This window comes from Streptomyces sp. NPDC056373 (assembly GCF_042262425.1).
GTDB lineage: Bacteria > Actinomycetota > Actinomycetes > Streptomycetales > Streptomycetaceae > Streptomyces.
Genome location: NZ_JBHJPX010000003.1, coordinates 402,277 through 416,623 on the forward strand (window position 1 = coordinate 402,277; position 14,347 = coordinate 416,623).

A 14,347-nucleotide genomic window follows, 5' to 3' on the forward strand; every position below is an offset into this window, starting at 1 on the left:
CGCCCGGACGGCCTGCGCACGGAATAACTCCTCACCCGTCCCCCCCCGAAGTGGGGGGCGCCCGCCCCCCGGGGGCCCCCCCCCCCACGACCGTTTGTTCATCGGTCCTTTAATAGATTTCGTATGAGGTATTGGCAATCTTCGGCATCTCCGGTTTCCGCCCAGGCCAGGGCTCGTTAGGCACGGCGACAGAATCCCCTCCGGCGACGCGCGTTGCCGAAGAAAGGAACACGATGAAGTCTCTGAAGGCTGCCGCCGTCTTTGCCGGATCCCTGATCGCCGCCGGTTCCGCCACGCCCGCGTTCGCCCAGGACGTCATGGTGGCTCCGAGCGCGCCCGCCGCTCAGAGCGCTCCGGACGTGCAGGCCGCTCCGATGGCTCAGGCTGCTCCGGCTCCTCAGGCCGCCCCGGTTCAGAGTGCTCCCGTCGCCCAGAGCGCTCCGGCTTATCAGAGCGCCCCGGTTGCCCAGCCCGCCCCGATGGCCCAGCCCGCCCCCATGGCTCAGCCTGCTCCGGCTCCTCAGCCTGCTCCGGTCGCTCAGCCCGCTCCGGCCCCCGCCCCCCAGCCCGCTCCGGTCGCCCAGCCCGCCCCGGTCGCCCAGCCGGCCCCGGCCCCCGCCCCGCAGCCCGCCCCGGCCGCGCAGAGCACGCGCGACCTGGCGTCCACCGACTTCACCGGCGGTGTGAGCACCAAGGTTCCCCTGGACGTCACCGCCGAGGGCAAGGAATCGGTGGTCCACACGGCGAAGAACGCCGCGTCCGCGGTCAACGACGTCAAGCCGATGCACGGCAACCTGTGGTTCTGAGCCGGCAACCACGCCGTACGGAGGGCCGGTCCTCGGAAAGTCCGAGGACCGGCCCTCCGTACGTCTGCACCCGGTGACGCGGCCGCTCTCTCCTTCCTCCTTCTCTCCCCCTCCTCCCTCCTCCCTCCTCCTCCTTCCTCCCTCCGGCGGAACGGCGGTCACTTGTCTGGCCGCACGGCGGTGACCGCGCGGGATGTCCGCCGGTTACGGCTACGACACCGCAACCGGACGAGGAGTGGACCATGGCCGTCGGCATCGACGGAGGGCAGACGGGAGACGGGGCACCGACGGCCCCGGCACGACCCGGACGGGGCCGTACGCGCCGGGAGGTGGCGCGTGGCCTGCGTGTCTGCGCCTTCGCCGCCGCCGTGGCCGCCCCGGTGGCCGCCGCCCTCCGGTCACGGAGCACCGGAGACGGGGACGCCCCGAGCGCCACCGTCTCCACCGAGACCCGTCACGGCCGCCGCATCGTCGTGGTGTGGCACCCACCCAGCGACCCGGTGGCCGGGCAGGGCCGGTGGCACGTCACTGTGGACGGCCGGCCTCTGCATCTGATGCGCCGGGCCGACGGCACCTGGCTGAGCATGGTCGACCACTACTGCTCGCATCCCTCACCGATCGAGGCCGCCCGCGCCGCCGTCGACGAACTCGGCCCGGGCCGGCACCTGCGTGAGCCGGTCCCGGCCACGGGCCACGTCCACACGGAGAACCGGCGTGGCGTACGTACGTAGGGACGCCGGCACGCTCACCAGGGCCGAGCAGCGACGGTTCGTCAAGGCGCTGCTGGAGGTCAAACGGCGGGGCGAGTACGACCAGTTCGTACGGACGCACATCGAGTACTTCTCGGGCGACGGCGAGCACGGGCTGCGCGCCGCGCACATGGCGCCGTCGTTCCTGCCCTGGCACCGCCGGTTCCTGCTCGACCTGGAGCACGCCCTGCGCCGGGTGGACCCCTCGGTGACGGTGCCGTACTGGGACTGGACGCGCGACCGCAGGAGCACCTCCGCGCCCTGGACGGCCCATCTCCTCGGGGGCGACGGGCGCCGTTCCGATCACCAGGTGATGACCGGTCCGTTCGCCTACCGGGAAGGCAACTGGACCATCAAGGTGAACGTGACCGACCGGGAGTTCCTCACCCGGAACCTCGGACGCCCCCGCGACCCGGTCCGCCTGCCCACGAAGAACGAGCTGGAGCGGGCGCTGGAGGACCCTGTCTACGACGTGGCGCCCTGGGACTCGACGGTCACCCGGGGATTCCGCAACAAGCTCGAGGGCTGGGGTACCGGCCGCGGCAACACGGCCTGGCGCAACCACAATCGGGTGCACGGCTGGGTGGGTGGGGACATGCTCGGCGGCGCATCCGTCAACGACCCCGTGTTCTGGTTGCACCACGCCTTCATCGACCTGCAGTGGTACCGCTGGCAGCGCCGGCACCGCGGTGCCGGCTACCTGCCCGCGACACCGCCGCGACGGGGGGACCGGCAGCACGGCCGGATCGTGGCACGGCACCAGAGCCTGCCGCCGTGGGACGTGACGCCGGCGGAGCTGGAGGACGTGGGCCGCATCTACCGCTACGCGTGAGTGACACGGATCGTCACCGACACGGGGAGAGCCCCGGCCTTGGAGGGCCGGGGCTCTCGGGTTCACGACCGCAGAAGTCAGTGGCGGTGGCCGCTCTTCTTGCTGCTCTTCTTGTCGTGGTGGTTCTTGCCGTCCTCGTTCTTGCACTCGTTGCCGACGGCCGGGTTCAGCGCGCCGATCACGTTGACGGTGTTGCCGCACACGTTGATCGGCACGTGAACCGGAACCTGGACCACGTTGCCGGACAGGACGCCGGGCGAGCCGATGGCAGCGCCGTTGGCGCCCGCGCCCGCGGCGGCGAGACCGGCTCCACTGAGCACCACGGCGCCCGTGCCGAGAGCAACAGCGCCAACCTTCGCGATGCGAGACATCACGTTCTCCCTTACTGACTAGGTAAGTGCGGCAGCAGTACGAGCGGCCGCACTGCCCGTTCAACGCGACGACCCGGAACCGGTCACGAGAAATCTTCTCCGGATCACCCGTCTTGAACAGCGGCTCCGCCAAACGGGTGTTGATCGAGGGCCTCCGCTGGCTCCCGGCCCTCTCTCGGCTGTAGTGGTGGGGACGGCGGCGAGTCCGGGGGCCGTCCGGCACGGGGCCATCCGGGGACGCACGGCTCCGCTGTGACGTGCCACTTTCACAAGAAAGCCACGCTGCGGGGCGTTTCGCGTGGCAAAAGCCGCAAACGCCGCTTATGTTAGCGACTGTCAGTGACCGGACCACAACGGTCTGTGTCGACTCGAGAAATCGGAGAAGTAATGCGCAAGTACCAGAAGGCCGCGGTCGTCGTGGCCATGCTCGGCAGCGTCAGCTTCCTCGGCGCTGGCGTTGGTCACGCTGCGGGCGGGGACGAGAAGTTCAAGCTCGACAACGACCAGACGCAGGCCTGCTCGCAGAACGACTCGACCCAGGGTCTGGTCAACGTCGACGACGTGAACGTCAACGTTGCCGCCCTGCTGGGTCTGGGCAACCAGGACAACAGCGAGCGCGAGTCCCTGACCTGCTCGCAGGCCTTCTCGCTGCGTGGCGGCCACTGATCAGGTTGATCCAGGCAGGCCCCGGTGCTCGAACCATGCGTCCGAGCCCCGGGGCCTGCCGCCTTACTGAAGGAAAAAGGCAGATGTTCGACTCGAAGAAGACCGCGGCGGTGGCGGCGGTGCTGGGAACCTTCGCTCTGATGGGCCTCGGGGCCGTCCAGGCGTCGGCCCAGGGTGGCCCCGGTACGTGCGTCGAGGACAGTGCGGGGCGTGTCCGGTGCGTGCAGATGAGTGAGTACCAGGTCATCAAGGACAAGCGCGGAGACGTCACCGTCGTCAACGACTCGACGCAGGCCTGTCCGGCGTCGCGCAGTCAGGTCAGCTGCGTCGACAGCGTCGCGGTTCCCGCCTCGGGGAGCTGACGCCTCGCCGGCCGGTGCGGGCTCGCTCCGCCCCTGGGTGCGGGCGGCCCCCGGCGGCGGCTCGGGGTGCGGCCACCCACCGCGCGTCGGTGCGCGGAACTACAAAACGTCTTTTCCAGAAACTTACGCAGTCGGGCGTTTCGCCCGGGCGAAAGGCGCACAAGCCGCCTAGGCTTTGCGACTGTCGGTGACCAGTCCATTACGGTCTGTGTCCATTCGAGAAATCGGAGAAGTAATGCGCAAGTACCAGAAGGCCGCGGTCGTCGCGGCCATGCTCGGCAGCGTCAGCTTCCTTGGCGCTGGCGTTGGTCACGCTTCGGACGGGGACGAGCACGTCAAGATCGACAACAAGCAGGCCCAGTCGTGCGAGCAGAACGACTCGCGTGAGGGCCTCATCAACATCGACGACGTCAACGTCAACCTCGCCATCCTGGGTCTCGCCAACCAGGACAACAGCGAGCGCGAGTCCGTGACCTGCTCGCAGGCCTTCACCCTGGGCAAGTAATCACCGACCAGGTGATGCAGGCAGGCCCCGGGGCTCGAACCAGGTGTCCGAGCCGCGGGGCCTGCCCTTTGGCTTCTTTGCCGCTAATGCGTCCGGAACGACTCCGCTGCCCGGTGGCGGCGGGTCGACCGTAAAGGAAAAGGTAAATGCTCACTTCGAAGAAGATCGCAGCGGTAGCGGGAGTCCTGGGGAGCTTCGCTCTGATCGGTGTCGGTGCCGCCCAGGCCTCTGCCGACGGTGGCCCCGGCAAGTGCGTCGACGACGGCAACGGTCACGTGCGCTGCGTGGAACTGAGCCAGTACACGTACACCACCGACCAGGGCAAGGTCACGGTCGTCAACGACTCGACGCAGCAGTGCCCGACCTCGCACAGCCAGGTGTCCTGCGTCAGCAACACCGTCGTTCCGGGCAAGAAGGCCTGACTTCCGCCGAGACCGAGGCGCCTCGTTCATGGCGGCGCCCTCGAGTCCGGCCGCACAGCCCGCGATGGCCGGGACCCGATACCGGGTCCCGGCCATGTGCGTGCCGTGGGCCCGTGGCCGAAGACCCCCGATGAACAGCGCGCCGCCGGACGCGCGCGCCGTCGTGTCGGGGCGGCCGCCGTGCCGGGGAGGCATCCCGCAGGGGCGGCCGTCGCGTAGAGGCAGCCGTCGCGTCAGGTAGGCCGGCGTGTCAAGGCAGCCGGCGTACGGGCGCGCCCGCCAGGAAGGCACGGATGTCCTCGACCGCCTGCCCGTAGTACGTCGCGTAGTTGGCCCGGGAGACGTAGCCGAGGTGCGGCGTGGCGAGGAGGCGGGGTGCCGTCCGCATCGGGTGGTCCGCGGGCAGGGGCTCGATGTCGAAGACGTCCACGCCGGCGCCGGCGATGCGGCCCGCGTGCAGGGCGTCGAGGAGGGCGTCCTGGTCGACGATCGCCGCGCGTGAGGTGTTGACCAGGTAGGCGGACGGCTTGAGGAGGGCGAGTTCGGACCGGCCGAGCAGGCCGCGGGTGCGGTCACCGAGGGCCAGGTGGACCGACACGAAGTCGCTGTCCGCCAGCAGCTCCTCCTTGGAGGCGGCGAGTTCCACGCCGACCTCGTCGGCACGCTCCCGGGTGAGGTTCTGGCTCCAGGCCCCGACCCGCATGCCGAAGGCGAGCCCCACCTGGGCGACCCGGCTGCCGATCTTCCCCAGGCCGAGCAGTCCGAGACGCCGGCCGTGCAGATCGGCACCGACGGTGCTCTGCCAGGGGCCGCCGGAGCGCAGGGCGTTGCTCTCCTCGACGAGGCCGCGTGCGAGGCCGAGCAGCAGCGCCCAGGTCATTTCGACCGGTGGGGTGGAGGAACTGGCCGTGCCGCACACCGTGACGCCGTGGGCCTCGGCGGCCGCGTAGTCGATGACGGAGTTCCGCATGCCGGAGGCGACGATCAGTTTCAGCCGGGGCAGCCGGGCGATCAACGACCCGGGGAACGGCACGCGTTCGCGCAGGGTCACGACGATGTCGAAACCGGCAAGCGCCGCGGCCAGGTCGTCCTCGCTCTCGATGTGCCGATCGAAGGTCACGACCTCCACGTCGTCCGCGACCCCCGCCCAGTCGGCGACCTCGGTCGCCACCTTCTGGAAGTCGTCCAGTACAGCGCAGCGCAGCCGCACGGCTTGCCCCTTTCACGGCGCAGGGTCCGGGTTCGGATTCGGGTCGGCGTTCGGGGTCCATGATCGCGCGTGCCCCGGGGCTGCGGAAAGCCACAGAACCTCGACGCCGCCTCGCCACCGACCCCTGAGCCTTCGTCTCGGTCCTGGATTCGCCGGAGGTGGGCCCTCGACGCAAGGTGGTCCCGGTCTGGACCAGCGCTGCGACCGGCCCTGTCCGCCGGGGAACTCACCTCGGGACGCGTTTGCGCGACCCACCGCGGCACTCGTCACGGAACTCATCGAGCAACTCGAAGAACAGCTCCAGCGCGGGCCGGCCGGTGGCTTCGGCGCTGCGCTCGATCACGGTCGACCAGCCCAGAGAGGTCTGTTCACCCATGCGCCGCTCCAGCCACCGGCTGAAGGGACTCCGACCTCCAGGGCTCCAGAAGTCGAACGGCTCCTCGACGCCGTGCACGGCAAGGGCGATCCGGTATCCGACCAGCATGGAATCCAGGTGCCGCAGCGACCCGTCACGCACCCACATGCCCGGCCGCAGCCGTACCTCGTCCAGGAGGTCGTACACGTCCCGCAGCGCGGTGAGCCGTTCGTGCGCGCTCAGGGCCTTCTCCGCCTCGGTCATGGGGGGAACCCTACTGTCGCTTCGCGGAAACGAAGCCGAGCGGACGATCATGCCCTGTCTCGGTGCGCGGAAGTGCCTGGACGGGGCGCGGGTCGGCCTGTCGGCCTCCACGACTCGTTCCGCGTGGCACAGGACACGTTCATGTCAGGATTGCGCCGGGGAAGGGTCAGGGAAGCCATAGGGGCGCCGTTGATTGCCGCGAAAGGATGACCCGTGACGTCCGCTGCGCCTCTCCCCATACCTCGGGCTGCCGGATCGCTTCCGTTCATCGGCCACGCCCTGAGAATGCGTGACAACCTCGGCTTCATCGACTCGCTGCGCGACACACGGGAACCGCTCGTGGAGATCGTCCTGCAACCCGGAACGCGCACCGTCGTGGTCCAGGACCCGGCCCTGATCCACCAGATGCTCAAGGCCCTGGCACCCACGCTCGACAAGGGCCGCCTCTACGACAAGCTGGGCCAGCTGCTGGGCGACAGCGTCGTCACCGCCACCGGCCGGCCTCACGTACGCAAACGCCGCCAGCTGCAACCTGCCTTCGCCCACACCGAGATCAGCCGGTACGTCGACATCATGCGCGCCGAAGTCACGGCCACGGTCGCCGGCTGGGAACCCGGGCGGCCCCTCGACGTACGCGAGGCGATGGTCGGACTCAGCCTCGACATGCTGGCCAAGACGGTGTTCGCCGGCAGCCTCGACGACGCCGTCTTCCGCCGGCTGCGCAGCGACCTGTCGGTGGTGATGAACGGCGTCGGTGTGCGCCTCATGCTGCCCGACTGGGCCGAACGCCTGCCGCTGCCCTTCAACCGCCGCTTCGACCGGGCCCGGGCCGGTGTACGCGCCACCGTCAACACCGCCGTCGAGGAGCTGCAGGCCTCCGGGCACGACACCGGAGACATGCTCTCCATGTTGCTGCGCGCCATCGACGAGGAGACCGGCGAGCCGTTGACCGGGCATCAGATCAGCTCCGAGATCCTCACGCTGGCCGTGGCGGGCACCGAGACCACCGCGTCGGTGCTGTCCTGGACCCTGTACGAACTCGCGCGCCACCCCGGCATCGAGGCCCGGGTCCTGGCCGAGCTGGACGAGGTCCTCGGCGAGCGGCCCGTCGCCCTCGACGACGTCGCCCGGCTGCCGTACCTGAACCGGGTGATCACCGAGACCCTGCGGCTGCACCACCCCGGCTGGTTGGTCACCCGCCGTACCACCGAGGAGACCCGTCTCGGCCAGTGGACGCTGCCGGCCGGCACCGAACTGGCCTACTGCCAGCACGCTCTGCACCGCGATCCCGAGCGCTTCCCCGATCCGCTCACCTACGACCCGGACCGGTGGAACGACGCCGCGCAGGAGCCTTTGCCAGGCGCGTTCCTGCCCTTCGGGGACGGCAAGCACAAGTGCATGGGAGACCGCTTCGCCCGCACCGAGATGGTCACGGCGCTGGCGACGATGCTGCGCTCGGTACGGCTGGAACTCGCCGACGGCCAGGCCGTCCGACAGGTCGCCCGGCTCACCGTACGGCCGCGCGCCCTGCGCATGACAGTCCTCCCCCGGAACCGCCCCTGAGCCGGGGGCCGCTACCGGCGCGACCCGGCGGGGGAGATCCTCGCGGGAGCGTTTTTGCTGGCGAGAGGTGGGCGCACCCGGTGCCCACCGGCTGCGGTCGCAGTGGTCGCGGTACTCCGCCGCTGTACAGCGCCCGCGCCGGGTGCACAGTTCCTCGATCGAGGCGGCAGCACGCTGGTGGCGTGCACTGCGGCTGTCCGGCCGACGAAACGAGATGCCGTACCGGGCGTCGAGAGCGTCAAAAGGGCTTCGTCCTGTGATCATGAGGCGTTCGCTGAAAGTGATCGACGAGAAATTACTGGTCGCGGGTGCCGAAGCGGCGCCGCCGTGGGGCGCGGGTGGAAACACGCTGTAGGTGATCTGATGAACTGGTTGACCTCGTTGCCGGCGGTGGTGCTGGTCGTGGGCGGACTTTCCCTCGCCCTGCTGGTCGCGGCCGCGGCGCGCGTCGGCGTCCGGATGCTGGTACCCGTCGGGGAGCGGGATCGGGTGCCGCAGATCGCCACACCTCTGATGCCGACACTCGGTGCTGCCTTCGCGATCTTCGCCGCACTCTCACTGGCCAGCGAGGCCGGCTACCTGCGGGCAGCCGAGGGACTGGTGAGTGACGAGGCCGCCGCGGCCTCCCGCCTGGCATGGGCGGCGACAAGTCCGCGAGTCCAGTCGGAGCCGATCCATGTGGCACTTCTGGACTATCTGCAGACCACCCGTGCCAGGGAGTGGGGTGGCACAGCAGCGGCGTCCGGTGATGACCCGGCCACCGCTCGCGCGATCGCACGGATGGAGCGGAATGTTCGCGCCGAGGCGGCCCGGCCCGAGGTGGGAGGTGCGGCAGGGACGGAGTTGCTGACGTCCCTGGACGGTGTCACCAGTAGCCGTCGCGCCCGCGTCGCGGCCGCCTCGCGTGATGTTCCGTCACTTTACGTTGTCACGCTCGTGGTCAGCGGACTCGCCTTGATCGTGAACTCCGGCGCCCTGGTCTTCCGCAGCAGCCTGCGAACGTCGCTGCTCATCGTAGGCGTCGCGAGTGTGGTCGGGCTGAGCTTGGCGTTGCTCTTCGCACTCAGCGCGCCATGGGGTGGCCCGTTCATCGTGAGTGGGCATCCACTCAACGCCGTCATCGAGGACCTGAAGTCCGGCTTCTTCGAGGGGCGATAGGCGCCGGACGCCTCCGTGACTGCTGACCGGCTCGGTCCGCCGACGCCAGACGCTCGCGAGGTTGCCCGCACGCGCACACGCCGCGAGGGGACGGCGGGCATGCTGACAAGCGGCCGCCCCGGGTGCCACCGCTGTGTGTACGAGCCACTGGTTCCCCGGCGAGCGGGCCCGCGGAACTCACGGGGCGGAGGACGTGGTCTGCGTCGGCGCCCGTGAGTCGCCGTCCGTCGGCGCCGGGGGTGAGAACGCGAACAGGGCCACCAACGCGGCGACCACCGTCCCCCAGACGCAGATCGCGCCCACGAGATCGCGTGCATGCGGGCCGCCGCCCGTCGGGGCCTGCTCCTTGAGGCGGTACACGGCCACCGCCGTCGCCGTCGCGACCAGCAGGATCAGGACTGCTGTGCCATCCATGTGCAGTGTCATTGCCGTGCCTTCCGAGGATCGGGGCCTGCCCGCCGGCGTCCGGTGAGATTCCGGGCGGGCATGCGCGACCGACGTGCTGCGTCGTGGCGTCGGATCGTGGGACGTAAGGGGGCCGGACAGCCGCCCTTGTAAGCATCCTGACACCCCGATTTCACGGTTCGGGCGATTCTCAACTGCCCTCAGTTGCACGTGAGTTCAGGAGTGCCTGACGTATGAGGCCAGAGTAGGGGATTCTCCCGGAGCCCCGTCATGAGCCGTATGTGTACAAACCCGTGGGTCGCACTTTGACGTTCTGCACAAGGTGGTCGGCGTGGGTGACCAGTGCGTCGGGTTCCGGTTCGGCGCGGTGTGGCGTGTCCCTGCCCGATGTCCGCCCCGCCCCCGGCCACCGCGCCATGCGGTACTGGGGCTCGGCCCCGCCCAGATGCCTCACGCCCCGTTCAGCGGCTGACTGTCCGCCGCAACCCCTCCTGGCGCATCTTGCCGCAGATCCAATCGGGTGACCTGCGGCTGCCGTTCGCGACGACTGTCGTCAGTAGTCGCCACCAGTCACTACTGAGCGCCGTCGGACGGCCGAGAGGCGGCCCAGCAAGCCAGCGCTGCACGCACCAGTGCTGTGATGGTCTCGTCGGCTTCGGCCTCGTCGGCGTATTCGGCGTTCATGAGCCGCTGCACGAGGTGGATGCCATCCGCTCGACTCATGCTGCGGGGCGTACTCACGCCGCCTCGGTGCCGGGTGCCTGCCCGTGCTCCAGGTAGACCGGCGCAGCTGCCTCACGGGCCTGTGTTGCTGCGATGACGCGTCGGGCCAATCGCGGGATGGTGTGCTCGGAGATCTGCTCGGGAGTGAAGAAGGCGATGCTCTTCAGCTCCTCGCGCTGCAAACTGAGCCGGGCCAGGTCGTCCTTGCCGAGCTGACCGCCGTCGAACACGTACAGCACCTTGTCGCCCTCAGCCTTGTTCGGGGCCCAGTCGACCGCGAGCAGACGTCCAAGGGGTGGGGCGAAGCCCAGTTCCTCCTCGACCTCGCGGACGGCCGCGTGAAGGGGCGATTCGCCGGTCTCGACGTACCCGCCGGGGATCTCCCAGTAGTCCTTGTACGTGGGTTCCACCATGAGGACCCGCCCTGCGGCATCAAAGAAGAGCACACCCGCTGCCATGCGCGGATGCGCCATCTTCGCTTCCTGTGCGTTCAGTGCCACGCAGTCGAGAGTACCCAGCGCAGATGACATGCAGCCTGTTGGCCAGGTCCGCCAGGTTGCGGCTCGGCCGGCCCTTCTGGTTCCGGATCCAGGTGAGCACGAGTTCACGCGCCGGGTAGTGGTTCCGTACCTGCTCAGGGGCCCAGGTCTCCGCTTCGAGGATCGCGCGGTCCGTCGGCTGGAGCCAGGGTGTTCGACGGTGGTGACGCAGAGCAAGTACACCGTGAGGTATTTGGTGCCATGGATGCGGAGGTGTTGACGATGACGACGGCGGCGAAGTCGGTACGCCAGTCCCCGCTGAAGGTGGACCCGGCGACGGACAAATTGATCAGCCAGGGTGCTCATTTCCTGGGGCTCACGAAGAAGGACCTGGTGGCCGAGGCGGTCCGGGCGTATCTGGAGCAGCGTCGTGAGGATCTGCGGTCCGGGATGGTGGAGGCGCTCAGTGTGCTGGATGGCTCACTGAAATCGGATGTGATGTTGCTGACCGGGCTGACCGCGGATGAGATCGAAGCGGTCGGGGGAATCGAGGAATGAGTGAACCCGGCTCCCTGCGCCGGCCCGCCCTGCGCTGCGCTGCTTACGCGAGGATCTGCACCTCGTGGTGCCGCCGGTCACGGCGCCGCTGGACGAGATCGACCACCCGGTGCTGGCCAAGGTGTCCGAGCAGTTCGCGGACGAGGACGGCAAGCACGAACGCATCCGGTCCGTGGACGACCAGGTGCTGTTCAAGGTCAAGGTGCAGCGATGGCGCGGCGCGGTCTGGCTGGACGCCGACCTGTCGTGGCTGGTCGCGGCGGGTCGGCGGGAGGACGGCTCGGCCGATGACTTCTATGCAAGCCTTGAGGCCGACGGCCGCGCCGCCCGGGCTCGCTACAAGGCGGAAAATTCCGACGGCCTGAAGACCGCGACGCACACGGCTCACCTTCTGCCCGCACGCGAGGACCACGTCCGGTACCGCGCCGAGGCCGGTGCCCGCTTCGTGCGCCAACTGCGGGCGATTCTGCTGGACCTGGCGCACGCCACGCTGCGCGACGGCCGTGAGCACACACGCGAGTTCGACACTTTCACCCTTGGCCTCCAGATGCGGGCGGACGACGGCCACGAGACCTACCTTGCCGTTCGGATCACCGGCTCGGTACCGCCGAACCTGACTGTGCTGATCCTGCGCAACGTCCCCGGCTGTGAGGCTGAGGACTGGTATCCCGAGTACGCCCTTCCGGAGCGGGAACTGCTCCCGGCCGAACAGGCCTGGTCCAACCTCATGGACCCGCGCGCGGCCGCCCAGGTGCTGGACGAGGAGCGGTAGCCAGGCGTCCGCCGGCTCGAACTGGCTTCCTGATGCCGGGTGCTGTCCACGATCGTGGACAGTCAAGGCGCTTGCCGTCGAAGCGACGGGCATCCGGACACTGAGAAGCCTCTCACGCTTTTCTGCAGGTGAGAGGCTAGGGGCGCCCCCGGCAGGACTCGAACCTGCGGCCAAGCGCTTAGAAGGCGCCTGCTCTATCCACTGAGCTACGGGGGCCGGGTGTGGTGGCCTCTGTCGTGGTGCCCGGGTGTGGGCCGAACCGTGACGTTGCCGGGGACAAGGATAGGGCTCCCGCGTCCTTGCCCCTGTTGCTTCGCCTCCGTGGCTCGATGTGGAGGTTCGGTGAAGCGGTCCTGATAATCGCAGGCAGGTACGAATCGTGCACCGCTTTTGGCGTCAGAGGCATCGGGTGTTGTGCACTCGTTATGCCTGGAGTGTGCCTGTGTCCCAGTCGTCCCTTCCGCCCCTTGTGTTCTGTCGGCGCGCAGACATGCTCATATGCTTCAGAATTCCCCTAAAATTGGGCATTCTTCACATGTGGTGACCTTGGACGTACGGCCTCAGCTGCTCGACGCACTCTCCGCCCTGCGCGACCGTGTCGCCGCCGCACGCTTCCCGCTGCCCCTGGCGGGGGCCCCACGCGCGCGTGCCAACCGCGACGAACTCCTCGCGCAGCTCGACGACTACTTGGTGCCCCGCTTGCGGGACCCCGAAGCGCCGCTTCTGGCCGTCGTGGGCGGGTCGACCGGAGCCGGTAAATCGACACTGGTGAACTCCCTCGTGGGACGGCGGGTCAGCGAGGCGGGCGTGCTGCGGCCGACGACACGCACCCCCGTACTGGTCTGCCATCCGGAGGACCACCACTGGTTCAGCGGTATGCGGGTGCTGCCCGATCTCACTCGCGTGTGGGTGTCCGAGCAGGAGTCCACCGAAGACCTGCTGCTCCCCGGCGAGAACCCCGCGCGCGTGCTGCGCGTCGAGGCCGCCGAGACCCTCCCGCCCGGCCTCGCCCTCCTCGACGCGCCGGACATCGACTCCCTCGTCTCCGACAACCGGGTCCTGGCCGCCGAACTCATCTGCGCCGCCGACATCTGGGTCATGGTCACCACCGCCGCCCGTTACGCCGACGCCGTCCCCTGGCACATGCTGCGCACCGCCAAGGAGTACGACGTCACCCTCGTGACCGTGCTCGACCGTGTGCCCCACCAGGTGGTGAACGAGGTGTCACGGCAGTACGGGGCTCTGCTCACCAAAGCCGGGCTCGGCGAGGTACCGCGCTTCACCGTGCCCGAGCTGCCCGAGTCCGCCTGGGGCGGCGGGCTCCTGCCGGCCTCCGCCGTCGCCCAGCTGCGCACCTGGCTCATCCACCAGGCCCAGGACCCCGCGGCCCGGCAGCACGTCCTCGCCCGCACGGCGTACGGCATCCTCGACTCCCTCAAGTCGCGCATGCCCGAGCTGGCCGGTGCCGCCGCCGCGCAGTACGCCGCCGCGCTACGTCTCACCTCCGCCGTGGAGGGGGCGTACGACAGCGAGCACGCGCGCGTGCGGGGCCGGTTGCAGAGCGGGGCGGTCCTCGCCGGGGACGCCCTCAAGCGGTGGCGCGCCTTTCCCCTGGACTGCACCGCCGCCGAACTGCTCGACGCGCTCGTGGAGAGCCTCAGCGCGCTGCTGCTGTGTGCCGTCACCGCCGCCGACGAGCGCGTCGACGACGCCTGGCGGCGCGAACCGGCCTCCGCCGCCCCGGAACTCGCCGCACGCGATGCCGACGCGGACAGCGCCGAGCAACGCATCGGGCTGGCCGTACGGCGATGGCGGCGGGAGCTGGAGGAGCACGCCGAGGACGAGGTGCGCGAGCTCGACCGCAACCTTGCGCCCGACCCCGAACTGATCGCCGCCCTGGTCGCCACCTCCCTGCTGGGCGGCCGCCGGGGCCGGATGGCAGGGGAGGGGCTCGCCGAGCGGATCGGCGCCCACGGCGCGCTGCGGCTGCGCGACCGGGCCGGGCGGCTGCTCGCCGAGCACGTGGACCGCGTCCTGCACGCCGAACGCGAGCGTCGGCTCGCCCCGCTCGACGCGCTGGAGATCCACCCGGAGCCACAGGCCGAACTCATCGCCGCGCTGTCCGTACTGCAGAAGGAGAGGTGACC

General features: G+C 69.6%; 18 protein-coding genes and 1 tRNA gene. 12 read left to right on the forward strand and 7 right to left on the reverse strand.

Annotation, left to right across the window (positions count from 1 at the left end):
- Positions 1-233: 233 nt before the first annotated feature.
- The 3 genes from ACFCXS_RS08610 (at position 234) to ACFCXS_RS08620 (ending at position 2,387) form a co-directional block, all read left to right on the forward strand.
- Entirely contained in the window at positions 234-806 is a 573-nt protein-coding gene (locus tag ACFCXS_RS08610; protein ID WP_376642299.1) for a hypothetical protein, read from the forward strand.
- A 242-nt stretch (positions 807-1,048) separates the two neighbouring features.
- Positions 1,049-1,537 (forward strand): tyrosinase family oxidase copper chaperone, encoded by a 489-nt coding sequence (locus tag ACFCXS_RS08615; RefSeq protein ID WP_376642300.1) that lies wholly within the window; start codon positions 1,049-1,051, stop codon positions 1,535-1,537.
- Positions 1,521-2,387 carry a tyrosinase family protein gene (locus ACFCXS_RS08620; RefSeq protein WP_376642301.1) on the forward strand — a complete coding sequence of 289 codons (867 nt, stop codon included), beginning with the start codon at positions 1,521-1,523 and terminating at the stop codon, positions 2,385-2,387. Before ACFCXS_RS08615 ends, ACFCXS_RS08620 begins: the two co-directional genes overlap by 17 nt.
- A gap of 77 nt (positions 2,388-2,464) precedes the next feature.
- On the opposite strand, the gene ACFCXS_RS08625 is transcribed toward ACFCXS_RS08620, so the two are convergent.
- A complete protein-coding gene (locus tag ACFCXS_RS08625; protein WP_376642302.1) occupies positions 2,465-2,758 on the reverse strand; it encodes a chaplin in 294 nt (97 codons plus the stop codon).
- 387 nt (positions 2,759-3,145) lie between these two features.
- Here ACFCXS_RS08625 and ACFCXS_RS08630 point away from each other — a divergent pair, with 387 nt between their 5' ends.
- From ACFCXS_RS08630 to ACFCXS_RS08645, 4 genes are all read left to right on the forward strand, one after another.
- Complete coding sequence (locus ACFCXS_RS08630) at positions 3,146-3,424, forward strand: hypothetical protein (protein ID WP_376642303.1); 279 nt, start codon at positions 3,146-3,148, stop codon at positions 3,422-3,424.
- An 83-nt stretch (positions 3,425-3,507) separates the two neighbouring features.
- Positions 3,508-3,786, forward strand: coding sequence for a hypothetical protein (locus tag ACFCXS_RS08635; RefSeq protein ID WP_376642304.1), 279 nt, complete (start codon positions 3,508-3,510; stop codon positions 3,784-3,786).
- A 235-nt stretch (positions 3,787-4,021) separates the two neighbouring features.
- Positions 4,022-4,291, forward strand: coding sequence for a hypothetical protein (locus ACFCXS_RS08640; RefSeq protein WP_344453725.1), 270 nt, complete (start codon positions 4,022-4,024; stop codon positions 4,289-4,291).
- Positions 4,292-4,437: 146 nt separating this feature from the next.
- Positions 4,438-4,713, forward strand: a complete 276-nt coding sequence (locus ACFCXS_RS08645) for a hypothetical protein (RefSeq protein ID WP_376642305.1) — start codon at positions 4,438-4,440, stop codon at positions 4,711-4,713.
- A 250-nt stretch (positions 4,714-4,963) separates the two neighbouring features.
- Here the strand turns inward: ACFCXS_RS08645 and ACFCXS_RS08650 are convergent, their stop codons facing one another.
- The gene (locus ACFCXS_RS08650; RefSeq protein ID WP_376642306.1) at positions 4,964-5,923 is read right to left on the reverse strand and encodes a D-2-hydroxyacid dehydrogenase family protein; all 960 of its coding nucleotides are present in this window, start codon (positions 5,921-5,923) and stop codon (positions 4,964-4,966) included.
- A gap of 226 nt (positions 5,924-6,149) precedes the next feature.
- Positions 6,150-6,542 carry a hypothetical protein gene (locus ACFCXS_RS08655; RefSeq protein WP_376642307.1) on the reverse strand — a complete coding sequence of 131 codons (393 nt, stop codon included), beginning with the start codon at positions 6,540-6,542 and terminating at the stop codon, positions 6,150-6,152.
- Between the two features lie 213 nt (positions 6,543-6,755).
- On the opposite strand from ACFCXS_RS08655, the gene ACFCXS_RS08660 reads away from it, so the two are divergent.
- Together ACFCXS_RS08660 and ACFCXS_RS08665 are read left to right on the forward strand one after the other, a co-directional pair.
- Complete coding sequence (locus ACFCXS_RS08660) at positions 6,756-8,105, forward strand: cytochrome P450 (RefSeq protein ID WP_376642308.1); 1,350 nt, start codon at positions 6,756-6,758, stop codon at positions 8,103-8,105.
- A 363-nt stretch (positions 8,106-8,468) separates the two neighbouring features.
- Complete coding sequence (locus tag ACFCXS_RS08665; protein WP_376642309.1) at positions 8,469-9,263, forward strand: hypothetical protein; 795 nt, start codon at positions 8,469-8,471, stop codon at positions 9,261-9,263.
- 177 nt (positions 9,264-9,440) lie between these two features.
- Here ACFCXS_RS08665 and ACFCXS_RS08670 read toward each other — a convergent pair whose 3' ends face one another.
- From ACFCXS_RS08670 to ACFCXS_RS08680, 3 genes are all read right to left on the reverse strand, one after another.
- Entirely contained in the window at positions 9,441-9,677 is a 237-nt protein-coding gene (locus ACFCXS_RS08670) for a hypothetical protein (RefSeq protein WP_376642310.1), read from the reverse strand.
- 564 nt (positions 9,678-10,241) lie between these two features.
- Positions 10,242-10,391 (reverse strand): hypothetical protein, encoded by a 150-nt coding sequence (locus tag ACFCXS_RS08675; protein WP_376642311.1) that lies wholly within the window; start codon positions 10,389-10,391, stop codon positions 10,242-10,244.
- 14 nt (positions 10,392-10,405) lie between these two features.
- The gene (locus ACFCXS_RS08680; protein ID WP_376642312.1) at positions 10,406-10,891 is read right to left on the reverse strand and encodes an NUDIX domain-containing protein; all 486 of its coding nucleotides are present in this window, start codon (positions 10,889-10,891) and stop codon (positions 10,406-10,408) included.
- A 240-nt stretch (positions 10,892-11,131) separates the two neighbouring features.
- On the opposite strand from ACFCXS_RS08680, the gene ACFCXS_RS08685 reads away from it, so the two are divergent.
- Positions 11,132-11,428, forward strand: coding sequence for a hypothetical protein (locus ACFCXS_RS08685; protein ID WP_376642313.1), 297 nt, complete (start codon positions 11,132-11,134; stop codon positions 11,426-11,428).
- Positions 11,429-11,492: 64 nt separating this feature from the next.
- Positions 11,493-12,200 carry a hypothetical protein gene (locus ACFCXS_RS08690; RefSeq protein ID WP_376642314.1) on the forward strand — a complete coding sequence of 236 codons (708 nt, stop codon included), beginning with the start codon at positions 11,493-11,495 and terminating at the stop codon, positions 12,198-12,200.
- 143 nt (positions 12,201-12,343) lie between these two features.
- Here the strand turns inward: ACFCXS_RS08690 and ACFCXS_RS08695 are convergent.
- Positions 12,344-12,416: transfer RNA gene (locus ACFCXS_RS08695), tRNA-Arg, on the reverse strand.
- 321 nt (positions 12,417-12,737) lie between these two features.
- Between ACFCXS_RS08695 and ACFCXS_RS08700 the strand changes: the two genes are divergently transcribed.
- On the forward strand, positions 12,738-14,345 hold the full coding sequence (locus tag ACFCXS_RS08700) for a dynamin family protein (RefSeq protein WP_376642315.1): 1,608 nt from the start codon (positions 12,738-12,740) through the stop codon (positions 14,343-14,345).
- The last annotated feature ends 2 nt before the right edge of the window (positions 14,346-14,347 follow it).

Excerpts from the sequence above, each read along its gene's own strand:
- ACFCXS_RS08635 (WP_376642304.1), top strand. The coding sequence starts at position 3,508 with ATGTTCGACTCGAAGAAGACCGCGGCGGTGGCGGCGGTGCTGGGAACC.
- ACFCXS_RS08675 (WP_376642311.1), bottom strand. The coding sequence starts at position 10,391 with ATGAGTCGAGCGGATGGCATCCACCTCGTGCAGCGGCTCATGAACGCC.
- ACFCXS_RS08670 (WP_376642310.1), bottom strand. The coding sequence starts at position 9,677 with ATGGATGGCACAGCAGTCCTGATCCTGCTGGTCGCGACGGCGACGGCG.
- ACFCXS_RS08665 (WP_376642309.1), top strand. The coding sequence starts at position 8,469 with ATGAACTGGTTGACCTCGTTGCCGGCGGTGGTGCTGGTCGTGGGCGGA.
- ACFCXS_RS08655 (WP_376642307.1), bottom strand. The coding sequence starts at position 6,542 with ATGACCGAGGCGGAGAAGGCCCTGAGCGCGCACGAACGGCTCACCGCG.
- ACFCXS_RS08610 (WP_376642299.1), top strand. The coding sequence starts at position 234 with ATGAAGTCTCTGAAGGCTGCCGCCGTCTTTGCCGGATCCCTGATCGCC.
- ACFCXS_RS08630 (WP_376642303.1), top strand. The coding sequence starts at position 3,146 with ATGCGCAAGTACCAGAAGGCCGCGGTCGTCGTGGCCATGCTCGGCAGC.
- ACFCXS_RS08615 (WP_376642300.1), top strand. The coding sequence starts at position 1,049 with ATGGCCGTCGGCATCGACGGAGGGCAGACGGGAGACGGGGCACCGACG.
- ACFCXS_RS08645 (WP_376642305.1), top strand. The coding sequence starts at position 4,438 with ATGCTCACTTCGAAGAAGATCGCAGCGGTAGCGGGAGTCCTGGGGAGC.
- ACFCXS_RS08685 (WP_376642313.1), top strand. The coding sequence starts at position 11,132 with ATGGATGCGGAGGTGTTGACGATGACGACGGCGGCGAAGTCGGTACGC.
- ACFCXS_RS08640 (WP_344453725.1), top strand. The coding sequence starts at position 4,022 with ATGCGCAAGTACCAGAAGGCCGCGGTCGTCGCGGCCATGCTCGGCAGC.
- ACFCXS_RS08625 (WP_376642302.1), bottom strand. The coding sequence starts at position 2,758 with ATGTCTCGCATCGCGAAGGTTGGCGCTGTTGCTCTCGGCACGGGCGCC.